This is a genomic window from Clostridium neuense (assembly GCF_045310695.1).
GTDB classification, from domain to species: Bacteria; Bacillota; Clostridia; order Clostridiales; family Clostridiaceae; genus Clostridium_S; species Clostridium_S neuense.
Map to the genome: position 1 here is coordinate 154,882 of NZ_JBJIAA010000008.1, position 17,817 is coordinate 172,698.

General features: G+C 32.1%; 17 protein-coding genes. 13 read left to right on the top strand and 4 right to left on the bottom strand.

Translation table 11 applies throughout. From position 1 onward, the window contains the following. The first annotated feature begins 132 nt into the window (after positions 1 to 132). From ACJDT4_RS11150 to yicI, 3 genes are all read left to right on the top strand, one after another. On the top strand, positions 133 to 1,011 hold the full coding sequence (locus tag ACJDT4_RS11150; RefSeq protein ID WP_406787645.1) for a carbohydrate ABC transporter permease: 879 nt from the start codon (positions 133 to 135) through the stop codon (positions 1,009 to 1,011). Beyond that, positions 1,011 to 1,838, top strand: coding sequence for a carbohydrate ABC transporter permease (locus tag ACJDT4_RS11155; protein WP_406787646.1), 828 nt, complete (start codon positions 1,011 to 1,013; stop codon positions 1,836 to 1,838). The genes ACJDT4_RS11150 and ACJDT4_RS11155 overlap by 1 nt, the downstream gene beginning before the upstream one ends. A gap of 106 nt (positions 1,839 to 1,944) precedes the next feature. Further along, entirely contained in the window at positions 1,945 to 4,293 is a 2,349-nt protein-coding gene (yicI, locus tag ACJDT4_RS11160) for an alpha-xylosidase (protein WP_406787647.1), read from the top strand. Between the two features lie 112 nt (positions 4,294 to 4,405). Here the strand turns inward: yicI and ACJDT4_RS11165 are convergent, their stop codons facing one another. Continuing rightward, positions 4,406 to 4,579: a hypothetical protein gene (locus ACJDT4_RS11165; protein ID WP_406787723.1), complete on the bottom strand. Its 174-nt coding sequence runs from the start codon at positions 4,577 to 4,579 to the stop codon at positions 4,406 to 4,408. A gap of 80 nt (positions 4,580 to 4,659) precedes the next feature. Between ACJDT4_RS11165 and ACJDT4_RS11170 the strand changes: the two genes are divergently transcribed. From ACJDT4_RS11170 to ACJDT4_RS11190, 5 genes are all read left to right on the top strand, one after another. Next, the gene (locus ACJDT4_RS11170) at positions 4,660 to 5,853 is read left to right on the top strand and encodes an MFS transporter (RefSeq protein WP_406787648.1); all 1,194 of its coding nucleotides are present in this window, start codon (positions 4,660 to 4,662) and stop codon (positions 5,851 to 5,853) included. A gap of 1 nt (position 5,854) precedes the next feature. Continuing rightward, positions 5,855 to 6,484, top strand: coding sequence for a TetR/AcrR family transcriptional regulator (locus ACJDT4_RS11175; RefSeq protein WP_406787649.1), 630 nt, complete (start codon positions 5,855 to 5,857; stop codon positions 6,482 to 6,484). Positions 6,485 to 6,735: 251 nt separating this feature from the next. Next, complete coding sequence (gene glgB, locus ACJDT4_RS11180; protein WP_406787650.1) at positions 6,736 to 8,631, top strand: 1,4-alpha-glucan branching protein GlgB; 1,896 nt, start codon at positions 6,736 to 6,738, stop codon at positions 8,629 to 8,631. Between the two features lie 230 nt (positions 8,632 to 8,861). Then, entirely contained in the window at positions 8,862 to 9,494 is a 633-nt protein-coding gene (locus tag ACJDT4_RS11185) for a YczE/YyaS/YitT family protein (protein WP_406787651.1), read from the top strand. A gap of 101 nt (positions 9,495 to 9,595) precedes the next feature. After that, the gene (locus ACJDT4_RS11190) at positions 9,596 to 9,826 is read left to right on the top strand and encodes a DUF3892 domain-containing protein (protein ID WP_406787652.1); all 231 of its coding nucleotides are present in this window, start codon (positions 9,596 to 9,598) and stop codon (positions 9,824 to 9,826) included. Positions 9,827 to 9,908: 82 nt separating this feature from the next. On the opposite strand, the gene ACJDT4_RS11195 is transcribed toward ACJDT4_RS11190, so the two are convergent. The 3 genes from ACJDT4_RS11195 to ACJDT4_RS11205 form a co-directional block, all read right to left on the bottom strand. Continuing rightward, the gene (locus tag ACJDT4_RS11195; RefSeq protein ID WP_406787653.1) at positions 9,909 to 10,142 is read right to left on the bottom strand and encodes a hypothetical protein; all 234 of its coding nucleotides are present in this window, start codon (positions 10,140 to 10,142) and stop codon (positions 9,909 to 9,911) included. A gap of 37 nt (positions 10,143 to 10,179) precedes the next feature. Continuing rightward, on the bottom strand, positions 10,180 to 11,187 hold the full coding sequence (locus ACJDT4_RS11200; RefSeq protein ID WP_406787654.1) for a YeiH family protein: 1,008 nt from the start codon (positions 11,185 to 11,187) through the stop codon (positions 10,180 to 10,182). Positions 11,188 to 11,286: 99 nt separating this feature from the next. Next, a complete protein-coding gene (locus tag ACJDT4_RS11205; protein WP_406787655.1) occupies positions 11,287 to 12,177 on the bottom strand; it encodes a selenium metabolism-associated LysR family transcriptional regulator in 891 nt (296 codons plus the stop codon). A gap of 134 nt (positions 12,178 to 12,311) precedes the next feature. On the opposite strand from ACJDT4_RS11205, the gene nudC reads away from it, so the two are divergent. The 5 genes from nudC (at position 12,312) to ACJDT4_RS11230 (ending at position 17,504) form a co-directional block, all read left to right on the top strand. Beyond that, positions 12,312 to 13,133 carry an NAD(+) diphosphatase gene (gene nudC, locus ACJDT4_RS11210; protein WP_406787656.1) on the top strand — a complete coding sequence of 274 codons (822 nt, stop codon included), beginning with the start codon at positions 12,312 to 12,314 and terminating at the stop codon, positions 13,131 to 13,133. A 293-nt stretch (positions 13,134 to 13,426) separates the two neighbouring features. Then, entirely contained in the window at positions 13,427 to 14,347 is a 921-nt protein-coding gene (locus ACJDT4_RS11215; protein WP_406787657.1) for an aldo/keto reductase, read from the top strand. Positions 14,348 to 14,945: 598 nt separating this feature from the next. Then, positions 14,946 to 16,658 (top strand): sensor domain-containing diguanylate cyclase, encoded by a 1,713-nt coding sequence (locus tag ACJDT4_RS11220; protein ID WP_406787658.1) that lies wholly within the window; start codon positions 14,946 to 14,948, stop codon positions 16,656 to 16,658. A gap of 39 nt (positions 16,659 to 16,697) precedes the next feature. Next, positions 16,698 to 16,802 (top strand): MerR family transcriptional regulator, encoded by a 105-nt coding sequence (locus ACJDT4_RS11225; RefSeq protein WP_406787722.1) that lies wholly within the window; start codon positions 16,698 to 16,700, stop codon positions 16,800 to 16,802. 249 nt (positions 16,803 to 17,051) lie between these two features. Beyond that, entirely contained in the window at positions 17,052 to 17,504 is a 453-nt protein-coding gene (locus tag ACJDT4_RS11230; RefSeq protein WP_406787659.1) for a hypothetical protein, read from the top strand. Positions 17,505 to 17,817 lie beyond the last annotated feature (313 nt).

Genomic DNA, 17,817 nt, shown 5'->3' on the forward strand with positions numbered 1-17,817 from the left:
AAATCAACCATCACTCTACTCTCTACTCCTTACTCTCTACTCTGCTTCAAATTCCAGTTTATCAGGATAATTATAAAATTTGTAGTTTTCAAGTTAAAGGTGTCTATCTATACTAAAAGGAGGAGGATTTAAATGGATAGAAAAAAATTGTATCCATGGTATTTTACAAGTGGCGCATTATTAATATTTTTCTTACTTTGTTTTTTACCAGGAATTATTGGAATATATTATTCATTTACAGATTGGAATAGCTTTACAGATAAAATTAATTTTGTTGGACTTAAAAATTATATAGAAGTGTTTAAAGGTAAACCAGAGTATCGGTTATATATATGGAATACATTTATATTCACTATAATAACAACAGCATTGAAAACAATAATCGGATTAGCATTGTCTTTATTATTAACTCAGAAGATAATCAAGTTTAAAAATTTTCACAGAATGGTTGTATTTTCTCCTCAAGTAATGTCTTTCTTAGTAGTAGGACTTGTTTTTAAAAGTTTACTACAGCCTCAAACAGGTTTTGTAAATAACTTTCTAAATTCTGTAGGCTTAAGCTTTTTATCTAAGAATTGGTTAACAGATTTGAAAATTGTTTTTCCAGTTGTAATGTCAGTAGATACCTGGAAAGGTGTAGGATACATAATGGTTGTTGTTATTGCAGGATTATTGTCTATCTCTAATGACTATTATGAGGCAGCTAATATTGATGGCGCTAATTGCTGGCAAAAATTTCGCTCGATTACATTGCCATTATTAAAACCGGTTATTATAAATGTAACAGTATTAAATGTAACATATGGGTTTAGAGTATTTGATATGATTTATTCTTTAACAAATGGTGGTCCAGGTAATGCCACAGGCGTAATTAATACAGCAGTGTATAAAGAATTTTCTAAAGGTAACTATGCAATGGGAACTACATTATCTAGTATCTTATTTTTTGCTTTATTATTCTTACTATATTTTATTATGAAATCTATGGAGAACAAGGAGGCAAATGCATAATGGGTAAACTAAAAAAATCTATTGGAAGTGTAATAGCAAATATTATTGCAGTATTTATAAGTCTTTTAGTGTTAATACCAATGGTGGTTTTATTTCTTAATTCATTTAAGACACAGGGTGAATCTAATAAAATGTCTCTATCTTTACCGAAAGAATGGGTGTTCCAAAACTATAAAACAGTAATTGAACAAGGAAAACTAATATCATCTTTTTTTAATAGTCTTTTATATTCTACAGTTAGCGTTTTAATTATTGTAATATTAGTATCAGCAGCAGCCTTTGTTATTGCAAGAAACCGTAAGGGAATAAATAATTTTATTTATTATTTTATTGTTGCCGGTATAGCAATACCAATTAATAATGTTGCATTAATGAAAGTTTTGCAGGTACTAAGACTTGTAAATACAAGAATAGGTATTATCCTTGTTTATGCTGCCATTAATATACCTCTTAGTCTATTTTTATCATATGGATTTATTTCAACAATTCCTCGAGAAATTGATGAGGCTGCTGTTATTGATGGGTGTGGACCAATTAAATTATTTGTAAAAATAATCTTGCCATTGTTAAAACCAATTATTTCAACATTATTTGTTTTAAATTTTATGGCTGTATGGAATGACTTTAGTATGCCACTATATTATTTAAATAACTCATCAAAATGGCCAATGACATTAGCAGTTTACAATTTCTTTGGAGCATTTGAAAATTCCTGGAATTTGGTTAGTGCGGATATTATGTTAACGCTGCTTCCTGTCTTAATTGTATTTATATTAGGACAAAAGTATATTGTTGGAGGCGTTTCAGCTGGGTCTGTAAAAGGGTAACTATATTTTATTATAGATGAACAAGTTGAAAGATTGAAATTACCAAGTTGTCTATATATTTAGATAACAAAATATGAGAGGAATAAAAAACGAGGAGTGAGTTAATATGAAATTTAGCAATGGTTGTTGGTTAAATAAACCCGGATATAGAGTATTTAGTCCTCAAGAAGTGTATAGTAGTAAAATTGAAGATGATGTTCTAAAATTATATGCACCTTGTAATAAAATTAATCATAGAGGTGACACTCTTGGAGGACCGGTTATAACATATAAAATTTCAGCACCTGTGGAAAATGTAATAAGGGTAAGAGCATATCATTTTATGGGTGGACAAAAGAGATCTCCTAATTTTGAAATTTATAAGGACAAGGATGTTAAAGTTGTAATTGCAAATAATGAAAAGGATATTGTATTTAAGTCAGGAAAGCTAAAAGCGGTTATAAATAAAGATTTGTTTCAAATCGATTTTTATAAAGGAGATAAAAAATTAACTTCAAGTAGGAATAAAAGCTTAGCATATATAAATACTTATGAAGAAAAGGATTTTTTAAAGGTGCCTGAAACTGGCATTTTTATGAGGGAACAACTTCAATTATCTGTAGGAGAATTAGTTTATGGATTAGGTGAAAGATTTTCTCCATTAGTGAAAAATGGGCAAAGCATAGATATATGGAATGAAGATGGAGGCACAAGTACTGAACAAGCATATAAAAACATTCCTTTTTATATATCTAATAAGGGTTATGGAGTATTTGTAAATCATCCAGAAAAAGTATCCTTTGAAGTAGGATCAGAAAAGGTTACTAAAGTTCAATTTAGTGTGGAAGGTGAATATTTAGACTACTTTATAATTGGTGGAGAATCAATGAAAGAAGTTATTAAAAACTATACAGCTTTAACTGGAAAGCCAGCATTACCACCAGCTTGGTCCTTCGGATTATGGTTAACGACATCTTTTACCACAAATTACGATGAAGCAACTGTGAATAGTTTTATTGATGGTATGGCAGAAAGGGATATTCCGCTTAGAGTATTCCATTTTGACTGCTTTTGGATGAAGGATTTTAATTGGTGCAATTTTGAATGGGATAATAGAGTGTTTCCAGAGCCAAAAGAAATGCTTGGGAGATTAAAGGCAAAAGGTCTTAAAATCTGTGTTTGGATTAACCCATATATTGCACAGGAATCAAAACTATTTGATGAAGGTGTGAAAAATGGATATTTAATAAAGAAACCTAATGGAGATGTATGGCAGTGGGATATGTGGCAGCCAGCAATGGGTATAGTTGATTTTACAAATCCAGCTGCATGTAAATGGTATTCATCTAAACTTAAAGAATTAATTGATATGGGTGTAGATTGCTTCAAGACTGATTTTGGTGAACGCATACCAACAGAAGTAGCTTATTTTGATGGATCAGATCCACTTAAAATGCATAATTATTATACTCAAATTTATAATAGTGTAGTGTTTAATACCCTCAAAGAGAACGTAGGAGAGGATGAGGCAGTTTTATTTGCAAGATCAGCAACAGCTGGAGGACAACAATTTCCAGTGCATTGGGGTGGAGACTGTGAGGCAAATTATGAATCAATGGCAGAAAGCTTAAGAGGAGGACTCTCTCTTTGTATGTCTGGATTTGGATTTTGGAGCCACGATATAGGTGGATTTGAAAGCACATCCACAGCAGATGTCTATAAGAGATGGGTAGCATTTGGATTATTATCCTCTCATAGTAGACTTCATGGAAGTAACTCATATAGAGTACCATGGCTTTATGATGACGAAGCCTGTGATGTAGTTAGATTCTTCACTAAATTAAAATGCAGCATAATGCCGTATTTGTATAACATAGCAAATAATGCTTCAAAAACAGGTATTCCAACTATGCGAGCTATGGCTTTGGAGTTCCAAGATGATTTAAATTGCAGATATTTAGATAAGCAGTATATGCTTGGAGATTCAATATTAGTTGCACCTATTTTTAATGATGAAGGGGAAGCTAATTACTATTTGCCAGAAGGTAACTGGACTAACTTCATAAGTGGTGAAAAATATGAAGGTGGCAGATGGATTAGAGAAAAACATGGTTACTTGAGCGTTCCAATGATGGTAAAGGAAAACAGCTTAATTGCTGTAGGATGCGAAAATTCAAAACCAGATTATAACTATAGAGACAATGTATCAGTTTTAGCATATGAGCTAAAAGACAATTGTAAAGCAAAGACTAAAATTATAGATATGAAAGCTAATGTGGTCCTTGAAGTAGAAGTATTAAAAAAGGGAAATGAAATTTTTGTTGAATCAGTAGGAACAGATGGTACTTGGAATTTACTTTTAAAGAACATATATAATGTAGAAAAAGTTGAAGGTGGAGAATTTATAACTGAAGGTGAAGATACTAAAATCATATTAAACTCAGGTGTTTGCAAGTGTAAATGCTATTTGAGATAATATAAATAAGAAATGCTTAGTGCTAGAACACTAAGCATTACCTAGAACATTTATTTTGTTTTAGGGCTATTGGATGAAAATTTAAATTAATATTTAATTCAAGAGAAAAGCACTAATCATTGCTGGATGGGTGCTTTTTCTCTTTGCTGTTGATTTCTATATGAATTCCAAGAAATTTTATTTCAATGATCATAGTAGAAACAAAAAGATTATGTTTTAAAACAAGTCTAGCAATATAAATAACTGTTAGGCTTTTTATAATCAATTCTAGCATATCCAATACCATTGCCAAAGCTCCAAAATAATTGTACAATAGTTTACATGATGCAAACTATTTACACTGTGTAAACTAAGGAGAGATTAAAGATGTCTAATTCAAATGAAGGAAAAATGTTTCCACTGTACATATTAATGCTCAATATATTCATTGCAATAATAGGACAGGGAATGGTAATGCCTATTTTGCCAGATTACTTAAAGCAATTTAACCAAGGAGGCTCTGCGGCAGGGTATTTAGTTGCTGTTTTTGCAGCTGCTCAATTTATCTTTTCCCCTATAGGTGGTCAGCTTTCTGATAAATATGGAAGGAAAAAGATGATACTATGCGGAATGTCACTTACTGTTGCTTCCGATTTCATATTTGCAATATCACATGAACTTATACTTTTATACATCGCAAGGTTTATAGGAGGAATAGGACTTGGCATCATGATTCCTTCTAACCTTGCCTATGTTGCAGATACAACTACAAGAGAAACTCGTGCTAAGGGAATGGGCTACTTTAGCGCTGCCATGAATTTAGGGATGGTATTAGGACCGGGACTAGGTGGACTTATAGCGAGGTTTGGAATTAGGGTGCCTTATTTTTGTGCTTCATTTTTGAGCTTAATTGCAACCCTGTTAACTTTTGCATTGCCAGAAACACTTACGAAGGAGAAGAGAAATCAAATACAAGCTTCAAAGAAGCAGGAAACTCCTATAAAACAGCTTATTAGCTCCGTTCATGGCTCCTATTTTAAATATTTAATACTTATATTTGTCATGACCTTTGGGTTACAAAATTATGAAACGATATATTCTCTGTATGTAAAACAAAAGTATGGCTTCAGTTCAGAGGTTATTTCCATAATAATTACTTTGGGAGCGATTATTGGAATTGTAGTACAAGTAGGATTAATTGATAGAGTAATAAAACGTTATGGAGAGTATAAGTTAATCAGATGGTCTTTACTTATGTCAGTAGCAGCCCTTGTTCTCATGCTTGTAAGGGTAAATTTAATATATCTTTTAGCTGTAAGTGCTGTATTTTTTGCTTTTAATTCATTTTTGAGACCAACCGTGAATACCATGCTTTCAAATGAAGCTGGCAATGAACAAGGTTTTGTCTCAGGACTTAGCAATACGTATACCAGCTTGGGAGGTATAATTGGACCAGTAATGGCTGGAAATTTGTTTGACAAAAATATTAATTTGCCATATGCTTTAGGTGCTGTAATCCTTATTGGAACTATAGGTTTAACCTTTGGAAAAAATAAATCCTGTAAGAAAGAGGCTCATTAGAATGAATGATTCGTGGCATGAAAAAGTTAGAATTAAGAATCGTGAAGAAATTATAGAAGCAGGAAAAAAACTGTTTTTAAAATATAATTTTATTGATGTTAAAGTTAAAGACGTGTGTACCTTAGCTTCCATAAGCAGGGTTACTTTTTATAAGCACTTTAAATCAATGGATGAACTAGTTTTTGAAGTTCAAATGAACATTTTAAGGCATATGGTAAAGGCTATAAAAGGTAAGGCTAACGACAAAGTAAGCGGAAAAGAAATGATAGAGAATATGCTCTATGCGTGGATAAGCTTTGCTAAAGAATACAAGGAGGAAATGAAGTTCATATTTTTATTTGATTTTTATTACGGAGCTAACAACTCTAATGAAGATTTAAAATCGAAGTATAAGAATTTTATTTTTGAAGATAACAACTTTTTTAATGAAGCTATTGATAAGGGAATTGAAGATAAATCCCTAAGGAGAGATTTGGAGCCTGTAAGAGTTGGATGTTTAATTTTTCAAACCATTATGGGGCTGCTGCAAAGGATAAGCTGCACAGATTTGCCTGTTACCGGCGAGGTTGTAACAGCTGATGATATTGCAAAAGAGGTTGTTGATATACTTATAAATTCTATCAGTATTTAAAGAAATTAAAGCTAAGAACGAAATTTATTCTATACTTAATGCGTTTTTAGCTGTTTTTTTTATACAAATTTAAGAGTAAGGAGTAACTATTTTAAAGACAAATAATCTACTTGGACCAGTAGTTAAAATATGGTAAAATAAACCTGCAAATATTTTTATGTTTAGGCTAATAAACTTGATTTAAATGTACGATATAATTTTAAATAACAGAAATTAAAGCGAATTATGGGGGACACAAGGGGGAATAGAATATGAATTTTCAAGATTTTTATGCTGGAAAAGTATTTGATGCCTATGAGTATTTTGGAGCACATAAGGAGAATGGTAGGTTTACTTTCCGTACTTATGCACCTAATGCTAGAGGGGTTGCAATAATAGGGGAATTCAATGACTGGAAGGAACAACCTATGAATAGGGAAGGTGAAGGCGGAGTTTTTTCTATAAGTGGAGTTGATGCAGATTATGGCATGATGTATAAGTACTGCATTTATGGAAGCGATGGAAGAAGGCAGGAGCATTGCGATCCTTATGGCTTTTTTATGGAGCTAAGACCAGGAGCGTGCTCAATAACTACAGATTTAAAATCATACCGTTTTCATGATGATAATTGGATGAGCAAGCGTAGTGTTAATTATGACAGGCCACTTAACATATATGAGCTTCATTTGGGATCTTGGAAAAAGAAATCCGAAGAGGAAACTGGCTGGTATTCTTATTCTGAAATTGGAGAATTAATAGCTGATTATGTTAGGGAAAATGGATATACTCATGTGGAGATAATGCCGCTTTCGGAGCATCCCTTTGATGGTTCCTGGGGATATCAAAATACTGGCTTTTTTTCACCAACCTCAAGGTATGGAAATCCTGATGAGTTAAAGGTAATGATAGATAGATTACATCAAGCTGGGATAGGCGTAATTTTGGATTTTGTGCCAGTTCATTTTGCAGTGGATGGATATGGCTTAAAGGAATATGACGGTACCTGTTTGTACGAATATCCAAGCAAGGATGTTGGTACAAGCGAGTGGGGCAGTTGCAACTTTATGTATTCAAGAGGGGAAACTAAATGTTTTGTACAATCTGCAGCTAATTATTGGCTTAAAGAATTTCATTTTGATGGACTTAGAATGGATGCTGTAAGCCGTATGATATATTGGCAGGGAGATGAAAGAAGAGGAGAAAACGGACAGTCGATAGAATTTCTTAAGGTTATGAATGAGGGACTAAAAAGACTTCATCCTACAGCTATGCTCATTGCGGAGGACTCTTCACATTACAAGGGAGTTACTAAACCTGTTTGGATGGGGGGCTTAGGCTTTGACTATAAATGGGACTTGGGCTGGATGCATGATACTCTGGAGTATTTTCAAACAGCACCGGAATATCGTCCGAGGGATTATCACAAGCTCACCTTTTCTATGATGTATTTTTATGATGAAAGATATATTTTGGCACTTTCTCATGATGAGGTGGTTCATGGAAAGGCTACAATACTCCAAAAGATGAATGGAGAGTATGATGACAAGTTTCCGCAAGCGAGAGCGATGTATTTATATATGCTGCTGCATCCAGGCAAAAAGCTTAATTTCATGGCAAATGAGATAGGACAATTAAGAGAATGGGACGAAAAGAGAGAGCAAGATTGGGAGATTCTTAAGTTTCCTATTCACGGTGCTTTCCATCAATATATGATAAGCTTGAATAAAATTTATGCTCATTATAAAGCACTGCATGATGATTACAATACAGATAATTTTAAATGGGCAGACTGCAAACAAAATGATAATTGCATTTATGCTATTATGAGATATGCAGGTGAAGAGGCACTACTGGCTATTTTTAATTTTAGTGATAAAGATGTGAAAAATTACAGTGTGACATTGGGAGCTGATAAGTCAGCTAGACTACTTCTTCACAGCAATTGGCATAAATATAGTGGTACGATTTCAGAGGAAGAAGAAGTATACGAAATTGAAAAGATTGATGATGCAGTTAAATTAAAAGTTGAAATTTCTGCATTTAGCGGTATGCTCTTTGAAATAGTAGACGATGAGGTAGAGTATGAAGAAATAACTGACGATGAATTAGAAGGTTATGAAGAGGAAAATAATTTAAAAGAAATCGATATAACAAATAGAGAAATATAAATGTAGTTGTTTAACTAAAGTAATTCTATCTCCTTATTCTTTAATTAGTTCCAGAATATTGTACTATAAAAAAGATGAAAATAAATATTAACTATCCGCCGAACTACTTTATTTCAAAGAGTTAGACGGATTTTTTTGATTACTTTTTATTTTATAGAAGTGATATAATAATAAGGGAAGCCTGCAAAGGTCTTCTTTTTTTATTTTTATAAAAAGTGAGGGAAAAATACATGAAAAATTTTTATAGGGGCTTAGTTTATTGTATCGGACTTGTGATACTTGCATTAGGAATTATTTTAAATACTAAGACAGGTCTAGGTGTATCGCCAATAATTTCGATTCCATATAGCATCTCAAAAATCTGGAATATAAATTTAGGAATGGCAACTGGGTGTATTTATATACTGTGTGTAGCTGGTCAGATGCTGCTTTTAGGAAAGAAATTTCGTATATTTGATCTTTTACAGATTCCTATGAGCATTGTATTTAGTGAAATAATTAACGTATTTAATGACATGATAACTATAAATAGCAATAATTTAGCGGTTAACCTGCTTTTACTTATTCTAGCAATTGCACTTACAGGAATTGGGGCAGCTATGACAGTTCAAATGAAAATAGTGCCAAACGCTGCAGATGGACTTGTGCAGGCTGTGGCAGATAGGTTTAATATAGGACTCGGACTTGGAAAGAACATTGTAGATGTGACCAGTGTTTTAATTACATTAATAATTGGACTTTTAGCTGCTAGGCATGTTGTTGGAATTGGTCTTGGAACTTTGATTGCGGTTGTTGGAGTTGGACGTGCTATTGCTCTATTTAACATGATATTTAAAGAAAAAATGCTTGAGATGGTTCAGTAATACCTCTTAAAGCATATAGTATTTTCAAAAAGAATATTAACTAACACTATTGCAAACAATATTAAAAATAAGTTATGAAAGAATATATAAGAGGTGTTAGTATGAGTGATAAATCTAAGGTTATAAAAGTAAAGAAAAATTCTCAAGGGGATATAACAGATGTAATGCTAGATAATGGAAGCGTATGCTCTATAAATGAGGCAATAAATATGGCAAAGGATGATTTAATAGAAGGCGTAAATGTTGGAAAAGCAAAAAATGGCAGGGAATACCTAAGAAGCAATCCTAACGGAGATGAAGGCGACAATCTAGATAGTAAGCCTACTTTTTAAGTTATTACAAATAAGGCTGTGCTTTAAATACGTATTGATCTTTATACGTATATATAAAGCACAGCCTTATATTTTAGAAAGTTTATTTATTCATATTTTTAGCGTACCAATCATCTGCAATTTTTACAGCGATGCTGTTTAATATAATACAAATAGCTAATATAATACCAAGAGTTATTGCAGAATCTAATGAAATAAATTTTTGGCTGTGAATTCCTAAAGCCGAACTTATTGACATCCCTATTATATAGGAAATTATACTTGCCGCACATTCAAGTCTATACCTAATTTTTTTATACTTTTGCAATTTGTCCATACAACTCATCCCCATATCATCAGAATTTTTGATTGTTTTATATCTGTCCTAAAGCAAATTGAACTAGTATACTTACAACAGCAACATTAAACCAGACGATTAGCCCTAATAATATTGGTTTTACACCAGACTTTATCATCCTTCTAAAGTCAGAACTAAGGCCTATGGCAGAAAGGGCCATTACAATCATAAATTTTCCTACAGCATTTATATAGCCTATGCTACTGCCTTTAAATAAACCTAAAGTGTTTAAAATAGAAGCAACTAAGAACCATAATATAAACCAAGGAAATACTTTAGAGAATTTATAGTTAATTTCTTTGTTTTCTTTTGCTGCCTTTTTCTTTTTATATGCCATTATAGCTGTAAAAATTAGAGATATAGGTATAATCATAGTTGCCCTTGTAAGTTTAACAATAGTTGCGTATTCGCCAGCTCTACTGCTAAAAGCATAGCCAGCTGCTACAACAGAGGAGGTATCATTAACAGCGGTACCAGCCCAAAGACCAAAGGCTTTATCAGAAAAACCTATAAGATGTCCAAGAGGCGGGAAAATAAGTACTGCTATGATGTTAAACAAAAATATAGTGGATATAGAATAAGCTATGTCCATATCATCAGCTTCAATAATAGGTGATATAGCGGCTATGGCAGAACCACCGCAGATAGCTGTTCCTACACCAATAAGCGTCTTCAAATCATCCTTAACCTTGAGAATTTTGCCTATTAAGAAAGCGGATAGAAAAGCAGCTGAAATTGTGAAAAAGGTCACAGCTAGAGATTCTATTCCTGTAGTTTTTACCTGATTAAAATTGAGCCCTGCTCCCAAGACTATTATTGCCCATTGAAGTATTTTCTTTGAGGTAAAATTCACTCCCAAATCCAAATATTTTGGTTTTCCAATCGAGTTATTTATTAATAAACCTATTAGTATACCAAATACAGGGGCTCCAACTATTGGAGCTAGCTTTCCAAGTTCATTGGCTACTAGTGCAATTATAAAGGCAGCAGCAGTTCCTGGAAGCAAGTTTTTTATGTTTTTCATTTTAGTGCCATCTCCTTAAAATATCTTTCACAGTTTATTTTAAGGGTGGAGCTTTAAAAAGTGAAATATTATTATTTTATGATATCCATAAGTAAAAGGCTATAAGCGCTCAACATTTTTCTTAGAAAACTCCAAGAAAGTTTTAATTATATTGGTTATATATTTGTCCTTATGGTGAATTACATATAGGCTTCGTTTTATTTTTAGATTATCTACAGAACATATTGCCAGTTTGCCATAGCTTACCTCATCCTTTACACATCTTCTAGATATGCAGGAAATGCCAAGGCCTGCTTCTACAGCCTTTTTTATAGCTTCAGTATGTCCAAGCTCCATAAAGATATTATAGTTTATGGATCTTTGAGCTAGTGCGGTCGTAAAAACTTCTCTGGTGCCGCTGCCTTTTTCTCTTAATATAATTTTTTCTTTCTCTATATCCTCTTGAGGTATTTTCTTAGCCTTAGTCCAAGGATGATCTTTTGATGTTATAAAAACTAATTCGTCATCGCAAAATTTCTCAACATCTATTTCGTCAGAGTGAGCAGGGCCTTCTACGAGAGCTATATCTATTTTGTTTTTCTCTATAAGTCTTACAATATTTTTGGTGTTTTCTATGATTAGAGATATATCTATATTAGTGTATATTTTAGAAAAACTGCCTATGATATCTGGCAATATGTATATTCCGATAGTGGTACTTGCACCGATTTTTAATTTTCCACGCTTTAAAGAATTTATTTCTTTAATAACCTTAACTCCCTCATCATAGAGGTTTAAGATTCTTCTAGTATAATTTAAAAAAGTATCACCTTCATAGGTTAAATACAGCCTTTTTCCAATTCTATCAAAGAGCTTTACACCTAAGTCCTTTTCTAAATCGTTTATTGACTGGCTTATGGAAGGCTGACTTATATACAATTTTTCTGCTGCTTTAGTCATATTTAATTCCTTGCTAACTTCATAAAAAATCCTTAGTTTTCTTTCATTCATAGAATATATCCTTTCTAAGTGTACTTTTCTTGATTATCATTATAACAGACCTAGGTAGAGGTAATCGAAAAAATAGTTAAAAATGTGATAAAATATTATAATAATATTTAGAAATGTGATGAGGAGTTTTTAATATGAGTAAGTTTAAAATATTGCCAGGTGTATTTAGAAAAAGTGGAAGTGGTGATTTATGCTTTGTATTTTATAAAGGAGGGATATTAGCTAAAAAGGTAGGTGAGGATTTACATATACCAAGCTTTGATGACATTAAAAGATTAAATATTGAGTATGAAGGTGAATTCTTTTTAGGAGAGCTTGAAGAAAAGTCATGCTTTGCATTGGAAGCTACAAAGGAAGCTGCTTTGCCAAAGGAATTTGGAATGATTTCATTACATGATGTAGGGGCTTTTATGAATGAGGAGGTATTTGCTGCAGCAGGGAGAGCAGAAGAGATATTAAATTGGGACGAAAAACACAGATTTTGTGGAAGGTGCGGTGCTAGAACAGAAGATAAAGAAGATGAGCTTGCAAAGGTGTGCCCAAGCTGTGGAAATATAATGTATCCTGTAATTTGTCCTGCTATAATAGTTGGAATTACAAAGGGAGACAAATTGCTGCTTGCTCATAACAAAAACTTTAAAAATAACATGTACAGCATAATTGCAGGTTTTGTGGAAGCAGGGGAAACCTTGGAAAGTGCTGTTAAAAGAGAAGTGTTTGAGGAAGTTGGAATAAAGGTAAAGAATATTCGATACTACAAAAGCTCCTCCTGGCCATTCCCTAATTCACTTATGCTTGGTTTTTTTGCAGAATATGATTCTGGAGAAATAAAGGTTGATGGAGTTGAAATAATGGAGGCAGGGTGGTTTACTAAGGATAATTTTCCTAAGGGGCTTCCTAAGAAATATAGCCTTGCGAGGCAGATAATAAATGAAATTACAAGTAAAAAGCTTTAATATGGATAGACAGCTTGAAAGATTTAAATTACCAATATTAAATTTATACTGTTAAGTTATGGTTTGACTCGGAGTACAACTAACAGAGTACAGAGCACAGTAAATGTAGATTTACCTTTCGTTTCTCTTATGTAAATCTTAGAACTTAATAGTGCTCTGAAATGTTATTATTTAACCACATATTTAAAGATAGCATGATAATTTCAGAAAAAGGCTTGACTTTCAGTTAACTCTAACCATTATAATTGTATTTGTTCAATAAATTAATGGGTAATGTATAGGAGATGTGAAAAATGAAATCGATTAATATTGGTAATGGAAAAATAACTAATGCGTCTGAAATTTCACTTGGATGTATGAGAATTAACGAACTCAGCGTATCAGAAGCGAATAAACTTATTAACACTGCACTTGAAGAGGGAATTAACTTCTTTGACCATGCAGATATATATGGTGGTGGAAAATGCGAAGAGATTTTTGCTGAGGCAGTTGATATGAAACCAAGTATTAGAGAAAAGTTTATAATACAATCAAAATGCGGTATTAGAAATGGGTATTATGATTTTTCAAAGGAGCATATATTAAATGCTGTGGATGGAAGCTTAAAGAGATTGAAAACTGAATATTTAGATGTACTGCTGCTTCATAGGCCAGATGCACTTATGGAACCAGAGGAAGTTGCAGAAGCTTTTGATGTATTGAGTACTAGCGGAAAGGTTAAATATTTTGGAGTAAGCAATCAAAATCCAATGCAAATTGAACTTCTAAGTAAATATTTAAACCAAAAGCTTATTATAAATCAGCTTCAATTTGGAGTTATGCATACTGGAATGGTTGATGCTGGAATAAATGTGAACATGACAAATGCTCCTTCAGTTGATCATGATGGAAGTATTTTGGATTACTGCCGTTTAAATGACATAACAATTCAGCCATGGTCTCCTTTCCAATATGGATTTTTCGAAGGAGTATTTCTAGATAACGATAAATTTCCAGAGTTGAATAAGAAAATAAACGAAATAGCAGAAAAAAAAGGTGTTACAAACACAACTATAGCAATTTCATGGATTTTAAGACATCCAGCTAAGATGCAGCCAATAGTTGGTACAACAAATGCAAATAGACTTAAGGACATTGCGAAAGCATCACAGGTTGAACTTACAAGACAGGAATGGTATGAAATATACAGAGCAGCAGGCAACAAGCTTCCTTAATAATTGCGTTTATAAAAAATGCGAAGTAATAATGCTTCGTCACATTAAAAAAGTCCTATAAATCTAAGGCTCAAAAATCATAAAATACTAAGAAATTTCAATAACTCGCATACGCTCAGGCAATAGAAATATCTAAGCATTTTACAATTTTTGAGCTAAGATTTATTAGGACTTTTTTAAATTGTTCCTTACATTCCCGGTTTGGCGAAGTAGCAGCATTGAAGGAATAGTTTAAATAAAATTTTATAAATCTTAGTGCTAAATTTTTAAAAGCTTTAGATATTTCAATTTGTTTGAGCCAACGGCGAGTTATTGAAATGTCTTAAGATTTTAACAACTTGACACTTGGATTTATTAATTTTATTTAATATTCCAAGATGCCGTTACTTCGCAATTTTTATTTTTTGTAAAGTCACCTCTAAGCTTCAAGTGATTTATCATAATTCTTAATAAAAGCCTATAATATATATGTAAACAACATATACCTAAATAAATAAACTGAAACACCCATATTAGCGGTATTATACTCTTGATAATTTAATGATTATATAATATGATTTTAATATTATGTTAAGTATATTTTGAGTAGGTGTCACAAATGAAAAGAACTGTTCTTTCTATTATGCTTGTAATTTTAATGATAGGAGTTTATGCAGTATTTAATGATAATAGCATTGATGCGGTTAGGGGCACTTTAAATTTAAAAAATTATAATTTTCAGCAAAACGGAAACGTAAAGATTAAAGGCCAATTAGAGTTGTATAATCATAAACTGCTTAAACCAGAAGAATTAAAATATGAAAAAACACACGAATACTTAACAATATCTAAAGACTTAAAATCACAGCTAAATGGAGAAAGCATGGGATATATGACACTGCATTTAAAAATACTTGCTAATAATGATGCTATATATGGATTAAGAATACAGGAATTACTATCAGCCTCGAAGGTTTGGGTAAATGGTGTTTTACAAGGGCAAGTAGGCAAAGTAGGTACAAGCTATGAAGCTGAAAAAGCAATATATCTTCCGGATTATATGTATTTTAAACCTGAAAATGGAGTCATTGATATAGTGATGCAAACCTCTAATTATACAGACCTTACTCCCTCAATAAATCCTATGGAATTTGGACTTAAAGATAAAATTACAAATAAATTAATACTAAATACAAGTGTAGATTTAATAATTGTAGGTGCATTATTTATTATGGAAATGCTATTTTCAATGCTCCGCAAAAGCTTAAAAAGTGGGAAGCTGTGCATATATTTTTGTGCAATATGTTTTCTTATACAATTAAGGTGTTTATTTTTGAACGAAAGAGTAATAGTTCACTTTTTTCCAAACATGCCTTTTGAGCTTCTTAGCAAGACAGCAGCGCTTACATATTATTTTTTAATACCGGCATATGTTTTGTTTTTGAAGGAGCTATTTTATAATTTCCCTAAAAGAATAATTGTTACATCAGTAGTTTCATCAACAATATTTTCAATTATATGTCTTGTAACTAATAATTTGTTTTACGATAGATTAGGATTTTTAAGTCAGGCAAATTTATTTGTAATTGCAGTTGATTTATTTATATTTTTGATAAGGAAGGTAAGAGAAAAGGAAAAGGATAGCAAGCTGCTGCTTTTGGCCTTTACCTTTCTTATGGGAACAGCACTCAACGATATACTCTTGAATAATGGAGCTATAAGCAGCAGATACGGTTTTCAAGTGGGTATGTTTATTTTTGCATTTTTGCAGGCACACGTTATTATGATAGAATACTCAAATGAAATAATTAACTCAGAAAAAATAAAGCTGGAAAATAAAATTATGTACGAAAAATCCATTAGAGATAATTTGACGAATTTATATAATAGAAATTATATTGAAGAGATACTAGACAGTTCTATGGAGAGGTATGTAAGTGATGGTGAAGTATTCACTGTATTGATGTTTGACATTGACTATTTTAAGGCTATTAACGATACCTATGGGCATCTTCAGGGAGACGTTGTTTTAAGTACTGTAAGTAGCATACTAGTTGAAAGTGTGAGAAATTCGGATTATGTTGGTAGGTATGGCGGAGAAGAATTTATAGTTATTTTAAAAAATACAAAAGAGGAGGTGGCAAGAGAAATAGCTGAAAGGATTAGAAAAAATATTAAGGATTTCCCATGGGAAAATGGCATTAAGGTTACTATAAGTGGTGGGCTATATGAAAATCACACATATGAAAAAAAAGAATGCATAAAAAATGCCGATGATAGGCTTTACGAAGCTAAGAAAAATGGAAGAAATCAAATTGTATATTCCTGTTGACATCAAAGCTGAGTATGGGTTTATAATTTGTAGCATACTATTCTTTACTATGAAGACCTAGGAATTATAAATATCATAAGAGAAGAAGGTTCTAATTATAGACTCTATGGTGAAGAGGAGATATTAAAACTACAGCTTTATTAAAAAAATTAAAGAAGTTAGGGATGAGGTTAAGCTAAAAAATAACATTTCTTTGCCTTTAATAAGAATAGTTGATAAGGAGGCTTTAGGCAGAGATAAATATCTTATAAAATTCCGTAATTATGTTACGATAATTTATACTGTATATAAAGATAAATCACCTTGAAACTTGAAATGGTTTATCTATAGATAACTTATAGTAATATCAGCTAACAATAGATAGTTGACTGAATATAGGGAGGAAAGAACTATATGAATAGTATACTTTTAATATTTCTGATTTTTATAGTTGCTGCTTTAATCATATATATGTGGATTAATAAGACGAGAAGCGGCAGTATAAATGAGTCTAGTAGCAATTTAAATAAAACTATTAACAGTGAGTCTCAAGATTCCTTGGAGGAAAGGCTTAAAAAGCTTATTTTGCAAGGTCAAATGATTAAAGCTATTAAGGAATACAGAATTTCAACAGGCGCTAGTTTAGTGGATGCTAAAAACTATGTTGATGCTTTAGCTGCGGCTATTAAAGAAGGAAAATCTATGGAAGCCTTTAAAAAGCCAGAAGCAGATAGTGCTGAAATAGAAGCAAAAGTAAAGGAACTCCTTCTGCAAGGACAGAAAATTAAAGCCGTTAAAGCTTATAGAGAAGCAACAGGATGTGACCTTTTAACTGCTAAAAAATACGTAGATTCAATACAGGGGTAGTGCTTGAAAGATGGAAATTGATAATATAAATTCATTCTGAGAAACTGAAATTTGAAAGAATGAGTATAAAGTAGAGAGCAGAGAGTAGAGTGAAGGATGATTTTTCTCTGCTATGCTTGGAAAATTCTAAAACTTATTGCGCCCAAGACGCTTAAAATATAGTGTTCGGCGGAGCTGACACTATTAAGTTCTAAGATTTACCTGAGAGAAGCGAAAGGCAAATCCACATTCATTCTATTCTTCTTCAAATTCCAGTTTATTAGTATAAACCTGAAATTTATAATTTTCAAGTTCAAGGGAGTTTATTTATAAA